Origin of the sequence: Burkholderia ambifaria AMMD (assembly GCF_000203915.1) — a bacterium.
In the GTDB taxonomy this organism is placed as follows: domain Bacteria; phylum Pseudomonadota; class Gammaproteobacteria; order Burkholderiales; family Burkholderiaceae; genus Burkholderia; species Burkholderia ambifaria.
In genome coordinates this window covers 1555025-1570192 of sequence record NC_008390.1, presented here as the reverse complement: position 1 = coordinate 1570192, position 15168 = coordinate 1555025, and the positions used below count along the sequence as shown (strand labels likewise).

14 protein-coding genes are annotated in these 15168 nt (G+C 66.8%); 8 read left to right on the top strand and 6 right to left on the bottom strand.

From position 1 onward, the window contains the following. The first annotated feature begins 37 nt into the window (after positions 1 to 37). The 3 genes from BAMB_RS07205 (at position 38) to BAMB_RS07195 (ending at position 3183) form a co-directional block, all read left to right on the top strand. The gene (locus tag BAMB_RS07205; RefSeq protein WP_011656727.1) at positions 38 to 1075 is read left to right on the top strand and encodes an ABC transporter permease subunit; all 1038 of its coding nucleotides are present in this window, start codon (positions 38 to 40) and stop codon (positions 1073 to 1075) included. An 85-nt stretch (positions 1076 to 1160) separates the two neighbouring features. After that, positions 1161 to 2105, top strand: coding sequence for an ABC transporter substrate-binding protein (locus BAMB_RS07200; RefSeq protein ID WP_011656726.1), 945 nt, complete (start codon positions 1161 to 1163; stop codon positions 2103 to 2105). Positions 2106 to 2232: 127 nt separating this feature from the next. Beyond that, positions 2233 to 3183, top strand: a complete 951-nt coding sequence (locus tag BAMB_RS07195) for a carbohydrate kinase family protein (protein WP_011656725.1) — start codon at positions 2233 to 2235, stop codon at positions 3181 to 3183. A gap of 39 nt (positions 3184 to 3222) precedes the next feature. On the opposite strand, the gene BAMB_RS07190 is transcribed toward BAMB_RS07195, so the two are convergent. The 3 genes from BAMB_RS07190 to BAMB_RS07180 form a co-directional block, all read right to left on the bottom strand. Then, complete coding sequence (locus BAMB_RS07190; RefSeq protein ID WP_011656724.1) at positions 3223 to 4941, bottom strand: SulP family inorganic anion transporter; 1719 nt, start codon at positions 4939 to 4941, stop codon at positions 3223 to 3225. A gap of 24 nt (positions 4942 to 4965) precedes the next feature. Then, positions 4966 to 5592, bottom strand: a complete 627-nt coding sequence (locus BAMB_RS07185) for a ParB-like protein (protein WP_011656723.1) — start codon at positions 5590 to 5592, stop codon at positions 4966 to 4968. 139 nt (positions 5593 to 5731) lie between these two features. Further along, on the bottom strand, positions 5732 to 6274 hold the full coding sequence (locus BAMB_RS07180) for a GNAT family N-acetyltransferase (protein WP_011656722.1): 543 nt from the start codon (positions 6272 to 6274) through the stop codon (positions 5732 to 5734). A 291-nt stretch (positions 6275 to 6565) separates the two neighbouring features. Here BAMB_RS07180 and BAMB_RS07175 point away from each other — a divergent pair, with 291 nt between their 5' ends. The 4 genes from BAMB_RS07175 to BAMB_RS07160 all read left to right on the top strand — a co-directional run bounded on the left by BAMB_RS07175 (position 6566) and on the right by BAMB_RS07160 (position 11727). Continuing rightward, positions 6566 to 7786: an MFS transporter gene (locus BAMB_RS07175; RefSeq protein WP_011656721.1), complete on the top strand. Its 1221-nt coding sequence runs from the start codon at positions 6566 to 6568 to the stop codon at positions 7784 to 7786. A gap of 216 nt (positions 7787 to 8002) precedes the next feature. Continuing rightward, complete coding sequence (locus BAMB_RS07170; RefSeq protein WP_011656720.1) at positions 8003 to 8821, top strand: TetR/AcrR family transcriptional regulator; 819 nt, start codon at positions 8003 to 8005, stop codon at positions 8819 to 8821. Between the two features lie 192 nt (positions 8822 to 9013). Continuing rightward, positions 9014 to 10768 (top strand): AMP-binding protein, encoded by a 1755-nt coding sequence (locus BAMB_RS07165; protein ID WP_011656719.1) that lies wholly within the window; start codon positions 9014 to 9016, stop codon positions 10766 to 10768. A 29-nt stretch (positions 10769 to 10797) separates the two neighbouring features. Further along, positions 10798 to 11727 carry a DUF1571 domain-containing protein gene (locus tag BAMB_RS07160; protein ID WP_011656718.1) on the top strand — a complete coding sequence of 310 codons (930 nt, stop codon included), beginning with the start codon at positions 10798 to 10800 and terminating at the stop codon, positions 11725 to 11727. Between the two features lie 27 nt (positions 11728 to 11754). Here BAMB_RS07160 and BAMB_RS07155 read toward each other — a convergent pair whose 3' ends face one another. Next, positions 11755 to 12036, bottom strand: a complete 282-nt coding sequence (locus BAMB_RS07155) for a hypothetical protein (protein ID WP_011656717.1) — start codon at positions 12034 to 12036, stop codon at positions 11755 to 11757. Positions 12037 to 12331: 295 nt separating this feature from the next. Between BAMB_RS07155 and hfq the strand changes: the two genes are divergently transcribed. Next, a complete protein-coding gene (gene hfq, locus BAMB_RS07150; RefSeq protein WP_011656716.1) occupies positions 12332 to 12922 on the top strand; it encodes an RNA chaperone Hfq in 591 nt (196 codons plus the stop codon). 83 nt (positions 12923 to 13005) lie between these two features. Here the strand turns inward: hfq and BAMB_RS07145 are convergent, their stop codons facing one another. Both BAMB_RS07145 and BAMB_RS07140 read right to left on the bottom strand, forming a co-directional pair. Further along, positions 13006 to 13713 (bottom strand): DUF2968 domain-containing protein, encoded by a 708-nt coding sequence (locus BAMB_RS07145; RefSeq protein ID WP_011656715.1) that lies wholly within the window; start codon positions 13711 to 13713, stop codon positions 13006 to 13008. A 55-nt stretch (positions 13714 to 13768) separates the two neighbouring features. Then, a complete protein-coding gene (locus BAMB_RS07140; RefSeq protein ID WP_011656714.1) occupies positions 13769 to 15160 on the bottom strand; it encodes a sigma 54-interacting transcriptional regulator in 1392 nt (463 codons plus the stop codon). Between the last annotated feature and the right edge of the window lie 8 nt (positions 15161 to 15168).

The window sequence follows — 15168 nt, the reverse complement described above, 5'->3', positions numbered from 1 at the left end:
CGGCCCCTTCATTTCCTTCTTCATTCAAGGTACCGAAATGATCAACCCGACCAAGCAGCGGAACCTCGCTTCCGCGACGGCCCATCCGGTGGCCACCCGTACGCCGCTGATGCGCGGCGCCGATCATCGTGCACGCATGCAGTCGCTGATGCGCACCGCCGGCATGCTGCCGGTGCTGCTGGTTCTGTGCATCGGCTTCGGCTTCCTGACCGACGGCTTCTTCACGCTGCAGAACCTGTCGATCGTCACGCAGCAGGCATCGATCAACATCGTGCTCGCGGCCGGCATGACCTTCGTGATCCTGACGGGCGGCATCGACCTGTCGGTCGGCTCGGTACTCGCCGCGTCGGCCGTCGCCGCGCTGCTCGCGTCGACCATCCCCGGCTGGGGCTGGCTCGGCGTGCCGATCGCGCTCGCCGTCGGCCTCGCGTTCGGCGTGATCAACGGCGGCCTGATCTCGTTCCTGCGCCTGCCGCCGTTCATCGTCACGCTCGGCGCGATGACGGCCGTGCGCGGGGTCGCCCGCCTGATCGGCAACGACACGACCATCTTCAACCCGCAACTGCCGTTCGCGTTCATCGGCAACGGCACGATCCTCGGCGTGCCGTGGCTCGTCGTGATCGCCTGCGCGGTGATCGCGCTGTCGTGGTTCATCCTGCGCCGCACGGTGCTCGGCATGCGGATCTATTCGGTCGGCGGCAACCCGGAAGCCGCGCGGCTGTCGGGCATCAACGTGCGGGCGATCCAGCTGTTCGTCTATGCGGCGTCGGGCCTGCTCGCCGGTCTCGGCGCGGTGATGTCGTCCGCGCGGCTCTATGCGGCCAACGGCCTGCAGCTCGGCCAGTCGTACGAACTCGACGCGATTGCCGCGGTGATCCTCGGCGGCACGAGCTTCGTCGGAGGCGTCGGCTCGATCGTCGGCACGCTGATCGGCGCGCTGATCATCGCGGTACTGACCAACGGCCTCGTGCTGCTCGGCGTATCGGACATCTGGCAGTACATCATCAAGGGGCTCGTGATCATCGGCGCGGTCGCGCTCGACCGATATCGCCAGCGCGACTCGGCCCGCACCTGACACGTAGTCCTCACAATTAACCATCAGGGCGCAGGCAGGTCCTCCTGCGCCCGTCCGCCAACGGACCTTCCGGAGACACAACGACATGTTCAAGCACAAAGCCGCCCTGACCGCCGTCGCCTGCACGCTCGCATTCGGCGTTGCCGCCGCCCACGCAGCCGACAAGCCGCTGAAATCGATCGGCGTCACGGTCGGATCGCTCGGCAATCCGTACTTCGTCACGATCGTGAAAGGCGCCGAAGCGCGCGCGAAACAGCTCAACCCGAACGCGAAAGTAACCGCGGTATCGGCCGACTACGACCTGAACAAGCAGTTCACGCAGATCGACAACTTCATCTCCGCGCACGTCGACATGATCCTGCTCAACGCGACCGATCCGAAAGCGATCGAGCCGGCGGTGAAGAAGGCGCAGGCGGCCGGCATCACGGTCGTCGCGGTGGACGTCGCGGCAGCCGGCGCGAACGCGACCGTGCAGACCAACAACGTGAAGGCCGGCGAGCTGGCGTGCGACTATCTCGCGAAGAAGCTCAACGGCAAGGGCAACGTGATCATCGAGAACGGCCCGCAGGTGTCGGCCGTGATCGATCGCGTGAACGGCTGCAAGGCGGTGCTCGCGAAGAACCCGGGCATCAAGCTGCTGTCGAGCGACCAGGACGGCAAGGGCTCGCGCGAAGGCGGGATGAACTCGATGCAGGGCTACCTGACGCGCTTTCCGAAGCTCGACGGCGTGTTCACGATCAACGACCCGCAGGCGATCGGCAGCGATCTCGCGGCGAAACAGCTGAACCGCCCGAACATCGTGATCACGTCGGTCGACGGCGCGCCGGACATCGAGGTGGCGCTCAAGTCCAACACGCTCGTGCAGGCATCGTCGAGCCAGGATCCGTGGGCGATGGCGCAGCAGGCCGTCAACGTCGGCTACGGCATCATGAACGGCCAGAAGCCGGCCAATCCGATGATCCTGATCGAGCCGACGCTCGTCACGCGCGACAACGTGAAGGGCTACAAGGGCTGGACCAGCCCGCGCTGAGCGCGCTGCGCGACCCGCGACCGCGGGCGGCGCCGGGCCGCGTTGCCGCGTGCGACGCGCGCCCTGCCCGTCCATCCACCTCAACCGCCGCACCGCCGCGCGACACGCCGCGGCACGAGATTTCGACATGACGACGACGTTCCCCCGCCTGATCGTATTCGGCGAAGCGCTGACCGATTTCATCCGCGACGATGCGCAGCACTGGCGCAGCGTCGCCGGCGGCTCGTGCTGGAACGTCGCGCGCGTCGGCGCGCGGCTCGGCGTGCCGACCGCGTTCGCCGGCACGGTCAGCCGCGACATCTTCGGCGACGAACTGATGCGCCGCAGCGCCGATGCGGGGCTCGACCTGCGCTTCATCCGACAGGTCGATTGCCCGCCGCTGCTCGCGATGGTCGTGTCGAAACAGCCGCCCGACTATTTCTTTATCGGCGAGAACAGCGCCGACCTCGCGTTCGATCCGGCCGACCTGCCCGATGGCGCGCTCGACGCGGCCGAGATCGTGCACGTGGGCTCACTCGGCGTCGTGCGCGAGCCGCTCGCGCCGCGCCTGATCGAAGTCGTGCGGGCCGCCCGCGCGGCCGGCAAGCGGATCTCGTTCGACCCGAACTATCGCGCGCCGATGGCCGCGCCGTCGTATCGCGACACGCTGCGCACGCTGGCCGGTCTCGCCGACTGGATCAAGGTATCCGACGAGGACTTGCGCGGCCTGTTTCCCGAACTCGACGAAGCCGCCGCGCTCGCGCAATTGCGCGCCTGGGCGCCCGATGCGACCGTGCTCGTCACGCGCGGCGCAGCGGGCATGCAGCTCCTGCACCGCGACACCGCGCTGTTCCAGCCGGCGTTCGCGACCGAGGTCGCCGACACCGTCGGCTGCGGCGACGCCAGCATCGGCGGCTGGCTCGCGAGCCAGCTCATGCATCCCGGCGCATCGGCCGCCGGCCACCTGCGCTACGCGGCAGCCTGCGCGGCGGTCGCCTGCGCGCATGCGGGCGCGTATGCGCCGACCGCTGCCGAAGTCGCCGACGTCATCGCCAGCCGCGCGCGCGCCGAACCGGCCGACGCCGCGCTATCGCACTAGGCGGCACGAAGCGCTAGCCGGCGCGCGTGCCCCGCAGGCTCACACGCCTGCCTTCCCGACAGTGCCGCGCGCCTGCAGCAGTTGCAGGCTCTCGTCGACGCTCAGCTCCGACATCGCCGCGTCACGCAGCGTGTCGTCGGTCGCGCGACTCAGCGCATGCAGCGCGTGCTCCTTGAGCCGCACGATCGCGAACTGCAACCCGCGTGCCGCACATTCGGCCGCGAACGTGCGCAACGACTCGATCGTCGTGCCGTCGACGTCCGGCGTTTCCTCGAGACTCAGCATCACGGTATGCGTATCGGGCGCGGCCTTCAGCAGCGCGCGCACGCGATTGAGCATCCGGTCGGCGTTCGCGAAGAACAGCTGCGCCTCGGGCCGCACGATCAGCACGCCGGGTATCGGCTTCGCATCGGCGTGATTCGCGACGTCGACGAAGTCGTGCCCGTCGCGCAGCCGGCCGAGCACGCTGACGTTCGGCTCCGACAACTTGCGCAGCGTCAGCAGCAGGCTCACGCCGACGGCCGCGAGCAGCCCGTGCAGCACGCCGAGCACGAGCACGGCGAGCAGCGCGGCGGCCACGACGAGCCGGTCGCGATGCCAGACCCAGTACGGCCGGAACACCGACGGATGCAGCGAATGACTGACCGCGAAGATCACGATCGCCGCGAGCACGGGCTCCGGCGTGCGCGCGAGCTGCGGCAGCAGCAGCCACACGATCAGCGCGACCACGCCGGCCGCCCACAGGCTCGACAAACGCGATTGCGCGCCGGCCGCCTCGTTCGCCGCTGTCGCCGAGTAGCCGGCGCCGACCGGCATCCCGTGCAGCAGCCCCGACACGAGGTTCGCGCAGCCGAGCGCGACGAGGTCGCGGTTCGGCGACACGCTGTCGCCGTGCTTCAGCGCGAAGTTGCGGATCGATCCGTACGATTCCGCATACAGGATCAGCATCAGCGCGAAAGCAAGCTCGACCGTCTGCATCCATGCGTTGCGGTCGAGTTGCGGCAGCCCGAATGCGAGGTGCTGGAAATCGATGTGGCCGACGATCGCGATCCCGTAGTGCTGCCAGTCGACCATATAGCCGGCCGCGATCGACAGCACGATCACGACGAGTGTGGCCGGCACCCGCTTGCTGCGCCCGAGCACGAACAGCAGCGCAAGCGCGCTCCCGCCGAGCGCGACGCTCGCGAGGTTCGCACGCGGCGCACCGGCGAGGAGGTCGAGCGCGACATGCGGCGCATCGCTGTGCTGCACGGAGATCGCGAGGATCTTCGGCAGTTGCTTGAGGACGATCGTCAGCGCGAGTCCGAACGTGAACCCGCGCAGCACCGGACGCGCGATGAAATCCGACATGCCGCCGAGCCGTGCCGCGCCCGCCAGGATGAACAGCACGCCGGTCATCGCGACGAGTGCGGCCGCCAGCGCGAGCTGCGCGGCGAGCGCCATCCCCGATTCGGCCAGCACGGTCGCCGCGAGCACGGCCGCCGACGACGAGGTCGACGACACGATCGCAAAACGGCTGCTGCCGGTCAGCGCATACACCACGAGCCCCGACAGCAACGCGATGAGGCCGGCCTGCGGCGGCAGGTTGGCGAGCCCCGCATATGCGACCGCCTCCGGAATCAGCAGCCCGGCGATCGACAGACCGGCCAGCGCGTCAAGGCCGATGCGCCGCGTGGGCCGCGGCGTTGCCGCATCGAGTGCGGCGAAATGCTCGGGATGCTGCGGGCCGGCATCCGGACGGGGCGAGACGGTCGTCATGAGGCGATAGGCGCCGTGCGCATGTCAGGGTTTGGCGGCGATGACACCCGACCAGCCGGGCAGATAGCGCGCGTCCTGGTCGTGTGCGCGGCGCAGCGAGAGGTCCAGCGCCTTCGAGAAGTTCTTGCGGATCTGGTCGAGCGTCACGTGCTGGCGCAGGTAGTCGGCCCACAGGAATTCGCTGAACGGCGTCGCATCCTTCGCATAGCCGCCCGCCGTGCGCAGTTCGCCCGCGAGGCTGCGGTACGGATCGTCCTCGAGCCCCGTCAGTACCTTCGGCAGGTTCGCGTAGTCGCGACGCGAGCCGTCCGGACCGAACGGATGCACCCACTGGTTGTGTTCCATCATCCGCCAGAAGATCGTGTCCTCGAGCCAGGACAGATCCTTCAGCAGCATCGCGTTCACGCGCGTCTGCCCTTCCTCGATCAGCGCGAGGCCGAGATGGTGATGATCGGTGATGTAGTAAAGGCCGCCCGGGCCGAGGACGGCCGGAAACCAGTGAGAGTCGATCGCGGCCTTGCGCGCACGCTTGTCGAGCGCTTTCCAGTGCCTGCGCTTCGCTTTCACTTCGCGATAGCCGACGGTCATTTGCGTCGGACGCAATGCGTCGAGCCGCACGGGAATGAGATGAACGTCGTTGCCGAGTGCCATGGTCGTACCCCATGTTGGGAATTTCCGGCAACGATACTCCTGATCGTGCGAACTGCTAATCCCTCGCGACGAGGATAAGCCTGCGCTTAACCTTCGCCAACAAACCGGCGTCGCCATCGCACCGCCTCGCGTCACCGCGTCATGCTCGCAGGTCGTCGCGCTCGAGACGATGACGCACGTACGGAATCCCGTCGTGCACGACGCCCACGCGCCGCATCCCGAGCTTGCGTGCGACGTTCAGCGAGCCCGTGTTCGCCTCGGCGATATCGGCGATCACGCGCGGCAGCCGCACGGTGTCGAACGCATGACGCACGACGGCCGCGGCGGCCTCGCACGCGATGCCGCGGCCCCACGCCGCCCGCACGAGCCGCCAGCCGATCTCGACGTCGCGCGCGCCGTTCGCATAGTCGGGAATCAGCAGGATCCAGCCGATGAACGTGTCGGGCGCGGCCTTCTCGAAGATCGACCAGTAGCCGAGGCCCGGCGGATAGTCGCGCGTGATCCGGTGCGTGACGAAGCGACGATGTTTGTCCGGGTCATGCCACGGGCCCGCGATGTAGCGCGTGACCTCCGGATCGCGATCCATCTCGATGCTCGCGTCGAGATCGGCCAGCACGCGCGGGCGCAGCCACAACCGCTCGGTCTCGAGCACAGGCAATGCGGCCACGGAAGGTTCGGTCATCGGGACTCCTGATTCGGGGGCGATGCGCATTGTGCGCATCACGCATTACATCACTGCTACAAAAAGCCTTCCGGAAGGATACAGATGGCTGACGCTTGTCTCGCACGCCATCGTTTCTGCTTGCTCAACAGATCATTTCGTAGGGATTATTCCCGATTCACGGTTATCGCGCCCGACATCGAACGGCGTCGCCGCCTACACTCGATCCCATGCCCCCGCGCCGCGCGCCAGCCGGGCCGGCATCCGCCTTCGGATCGTGAGCGCAAGAAGCCCAACGAGGAGATCTCGGACATGAGCTGGACCCGCGAACAACGCAACGTCACGATCGCCGCCTACCTCGGCTGGACGCTCGATGCATTCGACTTTTTCCTGATGGTCTTCGTGCTGAAGGACATCGCCGCCGAATTCGCGTCGACGATTCCCGCCGTCGCGTTCGCGCTCACGCTGACGCTCGCGATGCGCCCGATCGGTGCGCTGATCTTCGGCCGGCTCGCCGATCGCTTCGGCCGCCGCCCGACGCTGATGGTCAACATCGCATGCTATTCGCTGCTCGAACTCGCGTCGGGCTTCGCGCCGAGCCTGACCGCGCTGCTGGTGCTGCGCGCGCTGTTCGGCATCGCGATGGGCGGCGAATGGGGCGTCGGCTCCGCGTTGACGATGGAAACCGTGCCGACCCATGCGCGCGGCTTCGTGTCGGGCTTGCTGCAGGCCGGTTATCCGAGCGGCTATCTGCTCGCGTCCGTCGTGTTCGGCCTGCTCTACCAGTACATCGGCTGGCGCGGGATGTTCATGGTCGGCGTGCTGCCCGCGCTGCTCGTGCTGTACGTGCGCGCGCACGTGCCCGAGTCGCCGGCGTGGAAGCAGATGGAAAAGCGTCCGCGGCCGAGCCTCGGCGCGACGCTGCAGCAGAACTGGAAGCTCACGATCTACGCGATCGTGCTGATGACTGCGTTCAACTTCTTCTCGCACGGCACGCAGGATCTCTACCCGACCTTCCTGCGCGAACAGCATCACTTCGATCCGCACACCGTGTCGTGGATCACGATCGTGCTGAACCTCGGTGCGATCGTCGGCGGCCTGTCGTTCGGCGCGATCTCGGAGCGGATCGGCCGCCGGCGCGCGATCTTCGTCGCGGCGCTGATCGCGCTGCCGGTGCTGCCGCTGTGGGCGTTCTCGAGCGGGCCGGTCGCGCTCGCCGCCGGCGCATTCCTGATGCAGATCTCGGTACAGGGGGCGTGGGGCGTGATCCCCGTCCACCTGAACGAGATCTCGCCCGACGAGATCCGCGCGACCTTCCCCGGGGTCGTCTACCAGCTCGGCAACCTGCTGGCCTCGGGTAACGCGACGATGCAGGCGTCGCTCGCGGTTTCGCAAGGCAACAACTACAGTTTTGCGCTCGCGCTCGTCGCCGGCACCGTCGCCGTCCTGATCGCCGTGCTGATCATATTCAGCCGCGAACGCCGCGGCATCGACATGACGCAATCGGTCAATACGCGTACCGCCGTCGGCTGAACCCGCGCGTTGCCGCATTGCATCATCGCGTGGGGCCCGCCGCGCCGGGGCCGCGCGCGATATATCCCGCAGTTGCACATCGAACTAGAGGAATTTGTCCAGATTCCCTGCTTGCCCGCGCCGCCTGCGTTTTTTTATCTTAATAAAAACGGCTGTTTGAATTACATAATCAAATCACCTGTTCGCGGCCGCGCGACCGGCATAGGGAGGCGGGACATGGCAGTAACTCAGGAGGGACGATCGTCCGCGGGACGGGCGTCCGGGACGCGGGCACCCGGCAATCGGCAGGCCGGCGGAACGAAGGCGCGCATTCTCGACGCGGCCGAGGACCTGTTCATCGAGCATGGCTTCGAAGCGATGTCGATGCGGCAGATCACGTCGCGCGCGGCGGTGAACCTCGCCGCGGTCAACTACCACTTCGGCAGCAAGGAAGCGTTGATCCACGCGATGCTGTCGCGTCGGCTCGACCAGCTTAACCAGGAGCGCCTCGGCATCCTCGACCGCTTCGATGCGCAGCTCGGTGCGCACATCACCTGCGAGCACGTGCTCGGCGCGATGTTCATTCCGGCGCTGAAGGCGTCGCGCGACCCCGATCGCGGCGGCCCCGCGTTCCTTCGACTGATCGGCCGCGCGTACACCGACCCGTCGCCGTTCGTGCGCAACTTCCTGACCGCGCACTATGCGAGCGTCGCGGGCCGCTTCTTCGATGCGTTCCAGCGCGCGCTGCCGCATCTGCCGCGCACGGAGCTCGGCTGGCGGCTGCACTTCGCGATCGGCGCGCTGTCCGGCGCGCTGGCCGGTGCCGAAACCGAAAGCCTGATCGACGAATTCTCGCAACGCCGCACGATGAACGACGTGCAGATGATCGCGCGGCTGTCCTCGCTGATCGTCGCCGCGCTGAAGGCGCCGATGCCCGACAGCACGCAGTTGTCGATCTTCGCGGCCGTGCTCGACGATGCGGGCGCGAGCGAGGCGTTCGGGCTGTCGCCGGGTGCGGCCACGGCCGATACGGCGACCGCACATTCGGCGAACTGATTCCGTCACGCCGCGCAGGCGGCGATTCACGATTTGGGCGGCCCGGGCCGGCGTTGATGCGCCGGCCCGGGCTGTACGAATGTCATGCGGCGGGAGCCACGGCTGGCCGGCTTTCGTCGACGAAAAGCATGGGACGAGCGCAACGCGCTGAAGCGCCGACGCTCGTCCACCGCACAGCATTGGAGACACATCATGTCCTCATCCGCAGCAACCGCAACGACCCAGCTCCCGCCGAACAGCGACGGCGTCTGGTACGCGTCGTATCCGCCCGGCGTGCCGCACGAGATCGACGTCACGCAATACACGTCGCTCGTGCAGTTCTTCGACGAATGCACGACGCGCTTCGCCGAGCGGGTCGCGTACGTGAGCGCGGGCGCATCGATGACTTACCGCACGCTCGCGCAGAAAGTCGACGCGTTCGCGTCGTATCTGCAAAGCATGGGCGTAAAGCCCGGCGACCGCGTCGCGATCATGCTGCCGAACACGTTCCAGTATCCGGTCGCGCTGTTCGGCACGCTGAAGGCCGGCGCGATCGTCGTCAACGTCAATCCGCTCTATACCGCGCGCGAACTCGCGCACCAGCTGAAGGACAGCGGCGCGCAGACGATCGTCGTGTTCGAGAACTTCGCGCGCACGCTGCAGGAAGCGCTGCCGGAAACGCAGGTGAAGAACATCGTCGTCACCGCGCTCGGCGACCTGCTCGCCGACGGTTTCAATGCGAAGGGACGCCTGATCAACTTCGTGCTGAAGCATGTGAAGAAGCTGGTGCCTGACTACAGCCTGCCGCAGGCGATCCGGCTGCGCTCCGCCCTCGCGCTCGGCGCGCGCGGCAAACCGCAGCCGGTGCCGACGACGCGCGACGATCTCGCGTTCCTGCAATACACCGGCGGCACGACCGGCGTCGCGAAAGGCGCGATGCTCACGCACGGCAACCTGATCGCGAATCTGCTGCAGGCCAAGGCGTGGATCGCCGATCAGGTGTCGGGCGACGTCGAGACCGTGCTGACGCCGCTGCCGCTCTATCACATCTATTCGCTGACGGTGAACGCGTTCATCTTCATGGGGCTCGGCGGGCGCAACATCCTGATCGCGAACCCGCGCGACATGAAGATGGTGATGAAGATCATCCGCAACGAAACGTTTACCGGGATCACCGGCATCAACACGCTGTACAACGCGTTCCTCGACAACGAGGAATTCCGCAAGCGCGACTTCTCGCAGCTCAAGCTCGCGATGGCGGGCGGAATGGCGATGCAGCGCGCGGTCGCGGAGCGCTTCCAGCAGGTCACGGGCCGGCCCGTCGTCGAAGGCTACGGGCTCACCGAATGCTCGCCGATCGTCACGATGAATCCGGTGAACCTGAACGACATGGGCGAATTCAGCGGCTCCATCGGCCTGCCCGCGCCGTCGACGCTCGTGCGCTTTCGCCGCGAGGACGGCACCTGGGCCGCCGTCGGCGAGCCGGGCGAACTGTGCGTGCACGGGCCGCAGGTGATGCGCGGCTACTGGCAGCGGCCCGACGAGACCGCGAAGGTGATCGACGCCGACGGCTGGCTCGCCACCGGCGACATCGGCGTGATGGACGAGCGCGGCTTCATCCGCCTCATCGACCGCAAGAAGGACATGATCCTCGTGTCGGGCTTCAACGTGTACCCGAACGAGATCGAGGAAGTGCTGGTGATGCATCCGGGCATCAGCGAAGCCGCGGCCATCGGTATCCCGGACGAAGTCCAGGGCGAACGGATCAAGGTCTTCGTCGTGCGTCGCGACCCGACGCTGACGGTCGACGACGTGCTCGCGCACTGCCGCAAGAACCTGACCGGCTACAAGATGCCGAAGTTCGTCGAGTTCCGCGACGCGCTGCCGCAGACCAACGTCGGCAAGATCCTGCGCCGCGCGCTGCGCGACGAGGAGCTCGCCAGGATCAAGGCCGCGAAACAAGGCTGAACGACGCATCGCTCCGGGAGACACTGTCGATGAACGAAGGACACAAGCGCCGCGCGACACGTGCTACGCATGCCGCCGCTGCGGTCGCCGGCATGCTGTTGCTGTTGCTCGCGCAGCCGGGCCTGCATGCGCAGGAAACGGCCGATGCCGCGAGCGCGGCGCAGGCGACCGCCCTGCCGGCCGAGCTGGCAAAGGTCACGCACGAGCCGCCCGCGCAGCAGGCCCGCTGGCTGCGCACGGCCGCCCAGCGCGGCACGCTCGCCCAACTCGACGATGCGACGCTGACGACGCTGTTCAAGGCGCTCGATCCGCTCGCCGTGCCGCTCTATATCCGCAACGGTCCGAACGGTTATCCGTCGTACCAGTTCACGATGGTGCGGCAGGAACGCATCAGCGGGAAATGGTCCGACACGCCCGATCGCATGCTCGTGAAAACCACCCGCGAGCCGTTGCGGGTCTATGCGAAATGGCTGCCGGGCGGCGCGCATGCGGGACAGGAGACGATCTACGACACGACCCTGCGCAAGGACGAGATGTACGGCCATCTCGGCGGCCTGCTCGGCAAGATTCCGTTGTGGACAGCGCTCGACGGCGCACTCGCGCGCGCGCAGTCGAATCACCAGGTGAAGGATCTCGGCACCGAGTTCATCACGAACCTGTACCTGACCGAAGGGAAGAAATATCAGGAGGCCGGCGTGCAGCGGCCGACGCAGGTGGAAGCGAAGACGATCGGCGGTGTGCGCGTCGTCGCGCTCACCTACGAGACGCCGACCGGCCGGCCGCAGTTTTACGCGAAGAAGGAAACGCTGGGGCTCGACCTGCACGCGCCCTACTTCCGGACCGTCGAATCCTATGACAACGACGGCAGGATCTTCGAGCGGATCGTCATCGAGAAGATCGCGCCGGCCCCGCTCGACGAATCCGCGTTCGACCCGAAAAACCCGGACTACGCGTTCTGAGCGTCAACAGCGTGCCGCGTGTCGCGCTCAGTCGTCGTCATCGTCGTGATGATGCTTGTGCCAACGCTTGTAATAGTGCTTGCGCCATTTCCGGTAACGGTCGTCGTCCTCGTCGCCGTCGTAACCGTATCCGTAGCCCGGATACGCGACCACCGCCGGCTGCGGCGCCACATAGACCGGCGCCGGTTCGACATAGACCGGCGCGACCGGCACGCCGACGCCCACCGACAGGTCGACGTGCGCCATTGCACTGGCGGAAGCGAGCAGCGCCACGCTCCCGATCGATACCGCCCATCCCCTCTTGTTCATGTTTCCGTTCCCTGATCCGCCGGCCTGCCCGGCACGCGCGATGAAGATAAGCCGGCCGCGCCGGGCCAGGTGCTACGCCGCTGCGAGAGTCGTAACGCGACGTAACGAAACGGCGTTCGCCATTTGGCCGAATCGCGAAAACGCGCTGGACCGTCTATAGTGGGTTACGGTTCGACACAATCACGAGCGCGCGCTGCTGGAACGAACAGGGTAAAATCCCGCCAAACACTTGGTGGGCGACCACGCCATCCACACGCACAACATATTCTCTGACGCAGGCTCCTGCCGCACCTCAATGGCCAATCCCGCAGAATCCCATCCGCAAAACGACTTCATCAATTCGGCGCGCAAGGAACGTAAGCGTGTTGAAATCTATCTCGTCAACGGCATTCGTCTGACGGGGTGTATCGAGTCGTTCGACCAGTACCTGGTGATGCTGCGCACCCCCGTGGGTCTGCAAGGCATCTACAAGCGTGCGATTTCCACGATCCAGCTCGATACGGGCGGCTCGCGCCCGGGCGGCGGCGGCCCCCGCGGCCCGCGCACCGGCGGTCGGCCGGGCGGCCGCGAAGGCGGCGGTCACAGCCCGTACGGCTCGCACGGCGGCTCCCGCGAATCCCGCGGCGACGGCGGCTACGGCTCGCGCGAGCCGCGTGAAGGCTACGGCTCCCGTGAACCGCGCGAAGGCTATGGCTCCCGCGAACCGCGCGAGGGTTATGGCGCGCCCCGCGAGGGTTACAGCGCTCCGCGTGAACCGCGTGAAGGCTACAGCGCGCCGCGCGACACCGGCGACGCATCGGGCAGCACGTCGCCGTCCGATACCCGCGGCGGCAACGGGCCGGTGATCGTCACGCGCCGCCGGCGAATCGTGCCGGACGGCCAGTAAGACAAAAGGGCAAGCCAACCGGCTTGCCCTTTTTCCTGGTGAGCCGGCGCGGCATGTCGCCGCACCGGCCGTACCGTGATCGCTCAGTGTGCCGTCGCCGGCAAGCCCGCGTTGGCCTCGCGCTGCAGCGAACGCACCTGCTGCTGCAATGCGCGCAGTTGCGACTGAAGCTCCGCCTGTTGCGCCTGCAGCGCCGCCGTTTCATTGCGGACGCTCTTCTGGCGATCCACGACCGCGGCCTGCTGCTCGCGTGCGATGGAGATGTCGGCCTGCAGACGCCGCGCCCGCTCCTGCGTGAGCGCGATCTGCCGGTCCGTCTGTGCCTTCTGCGATTCCAGCTTCGCCGCACGCAATTCGTTGACGGCCAGCCGTTCCGCCTGATGCGAGAAATCGCGATAGATCGCTTCCGCCCGCGTTTCGTCGTAACTCTTGATCACGCGCCAGAACGCCTTCTGCTGGAACAGCGCGACGAAATAGGCACCGTCCTTCACGCTGAACAGCAGGCTCGCGCCGTAGCTGCCGTTATAGCTCGTGCGCATTTCCGTCAGCGAATGCGCCTGAATCTGGCGCTGCAGCTCGTCAACCGTGCTCGGCCCGGTCGTGTCGCCCGCCTGCGGCTGCACCGACGTTTGCACCTGCTGGTCCAGCACCGGAATCGCCGCCACCGGCGCCGACGCCTGCTGGACCGCCGGCGCTCCATTGCCGGCCAGCCCCTGCGCGTACGCGCCCTGCACGCCTCCCATCATCGCGAGCAACACACACGCCCGCGCCAACCCCGTCATATGGCTCATGAATTTTTATTCCCCGCCCGTATCGTTGTAATGCAGCGCGATTTTATCTCATTAATTATTCGCTTTCGCGGGTCTCGGGCTCTTCGTCGAATATCTGATACTTGCGCATCTTTTCCCATAACACCTTGCGGCTGATGCCGAGCTGCAGCGCCGTATCCTGGCGCCGCCAGCCGTTTGCGTCGAGGGCGGCGATCACGCGGCTGCGCTCGTTCATGTCCCACTTGCTTCGGTCGACGAAGACTTCCGCCGCGCTTTCCACCGGCACCGGCTGCGCCGAGTTGCGCGCATGCGCGACCAGCCGCTGCAGCCGCGCCGCGTCCCAGCCGCCAGTCTGCCGCACCGTCACGCCGACGCGTTCCGCGAGGTTGCGCAGTTCGCGCACGTTGCCGGGGAAATAGCTGTCCGCGACCGCGTCCGCGAGCCAGTAAGGCAGATCGGACAGCTGCGCGAGCCGCTCGTCGCCCACCACTTCCGCGACGAACGACTTGAACAGCGCGATCTTGTCGACCGCGCCCCGCTCCTCGAGCGACGGAATGCTCAGCTCGATCACCGCGAGCCGATAGTACAGATCCGCGCGGAACAGGCCGTCCTTCACGAGCTGCGGCAGCTTCTTGTTGCTGGCCGCGACCAGACGAAAATCGACCTTGATCGGCGACGTCGCGCCAACGCGCAGCACGGCGCCGTCCTCGAGCACGCGCAACAGCTTGACCTGCTGGTACAACGGCAGGTCACCGACTTCGTCGAGGAACAGCGTGCCGCCCGCCGCCTGTTCGAAATAGCCTTTATGCGCGACGACTGCGCCGGTGAACGAACCTTTCGCATGCCCGAAGAACAGCGATTCGAACAGGCCGTCGGGGATCGCACCGCAGTTGACCGGCACGAATTCGCCGTTGCGATAGCGCGAATGCTTCTGGTGGAGCAATTGCGCGATGCGCTCCTTGCCGACACCGGTTTCGCCGTGCAGCAGCACGTTGGTGTCGCAGTCGGCGAATGTGTCGACTTCGTGCAGCAGCGCCTGCATCGACTCCGAGTGCGCGACGAGTTCGGACGGCTGCAGCGTTTCGGCCGCGTGCGCGCGCAGCTGCGTGACGAGCTTGCCGATCATCCCGCGCAGTTCGGCGCAGGTGAAGTCGAGCGGCAGAATGTGCGAATAGTCGGGCGGATACTGCGATGCGTCGTGGTCGCGCGCCGCGCCGACCCAGACGACCGGCATGCCGATGTTGGCTTGCCAGTCGCGCAGGAACGCCGCGCCGGTTTCGATCATCGTCACGCTGATGATCGCGAGCGAGGGCCGCAATGCGGCGCGCTCCGGCGAGATTTCCGCATTGTCGGCGCGGATCACTTCGACGTCGAAGCTCGCCATGCAGCGGGCAACGCGGTCGACAATGTCCGCCTTGCCTTCCCAGACGTACAGATCGAGTTCTGCGATTGCGGGCGTGTTTCTCATCGGGTGGT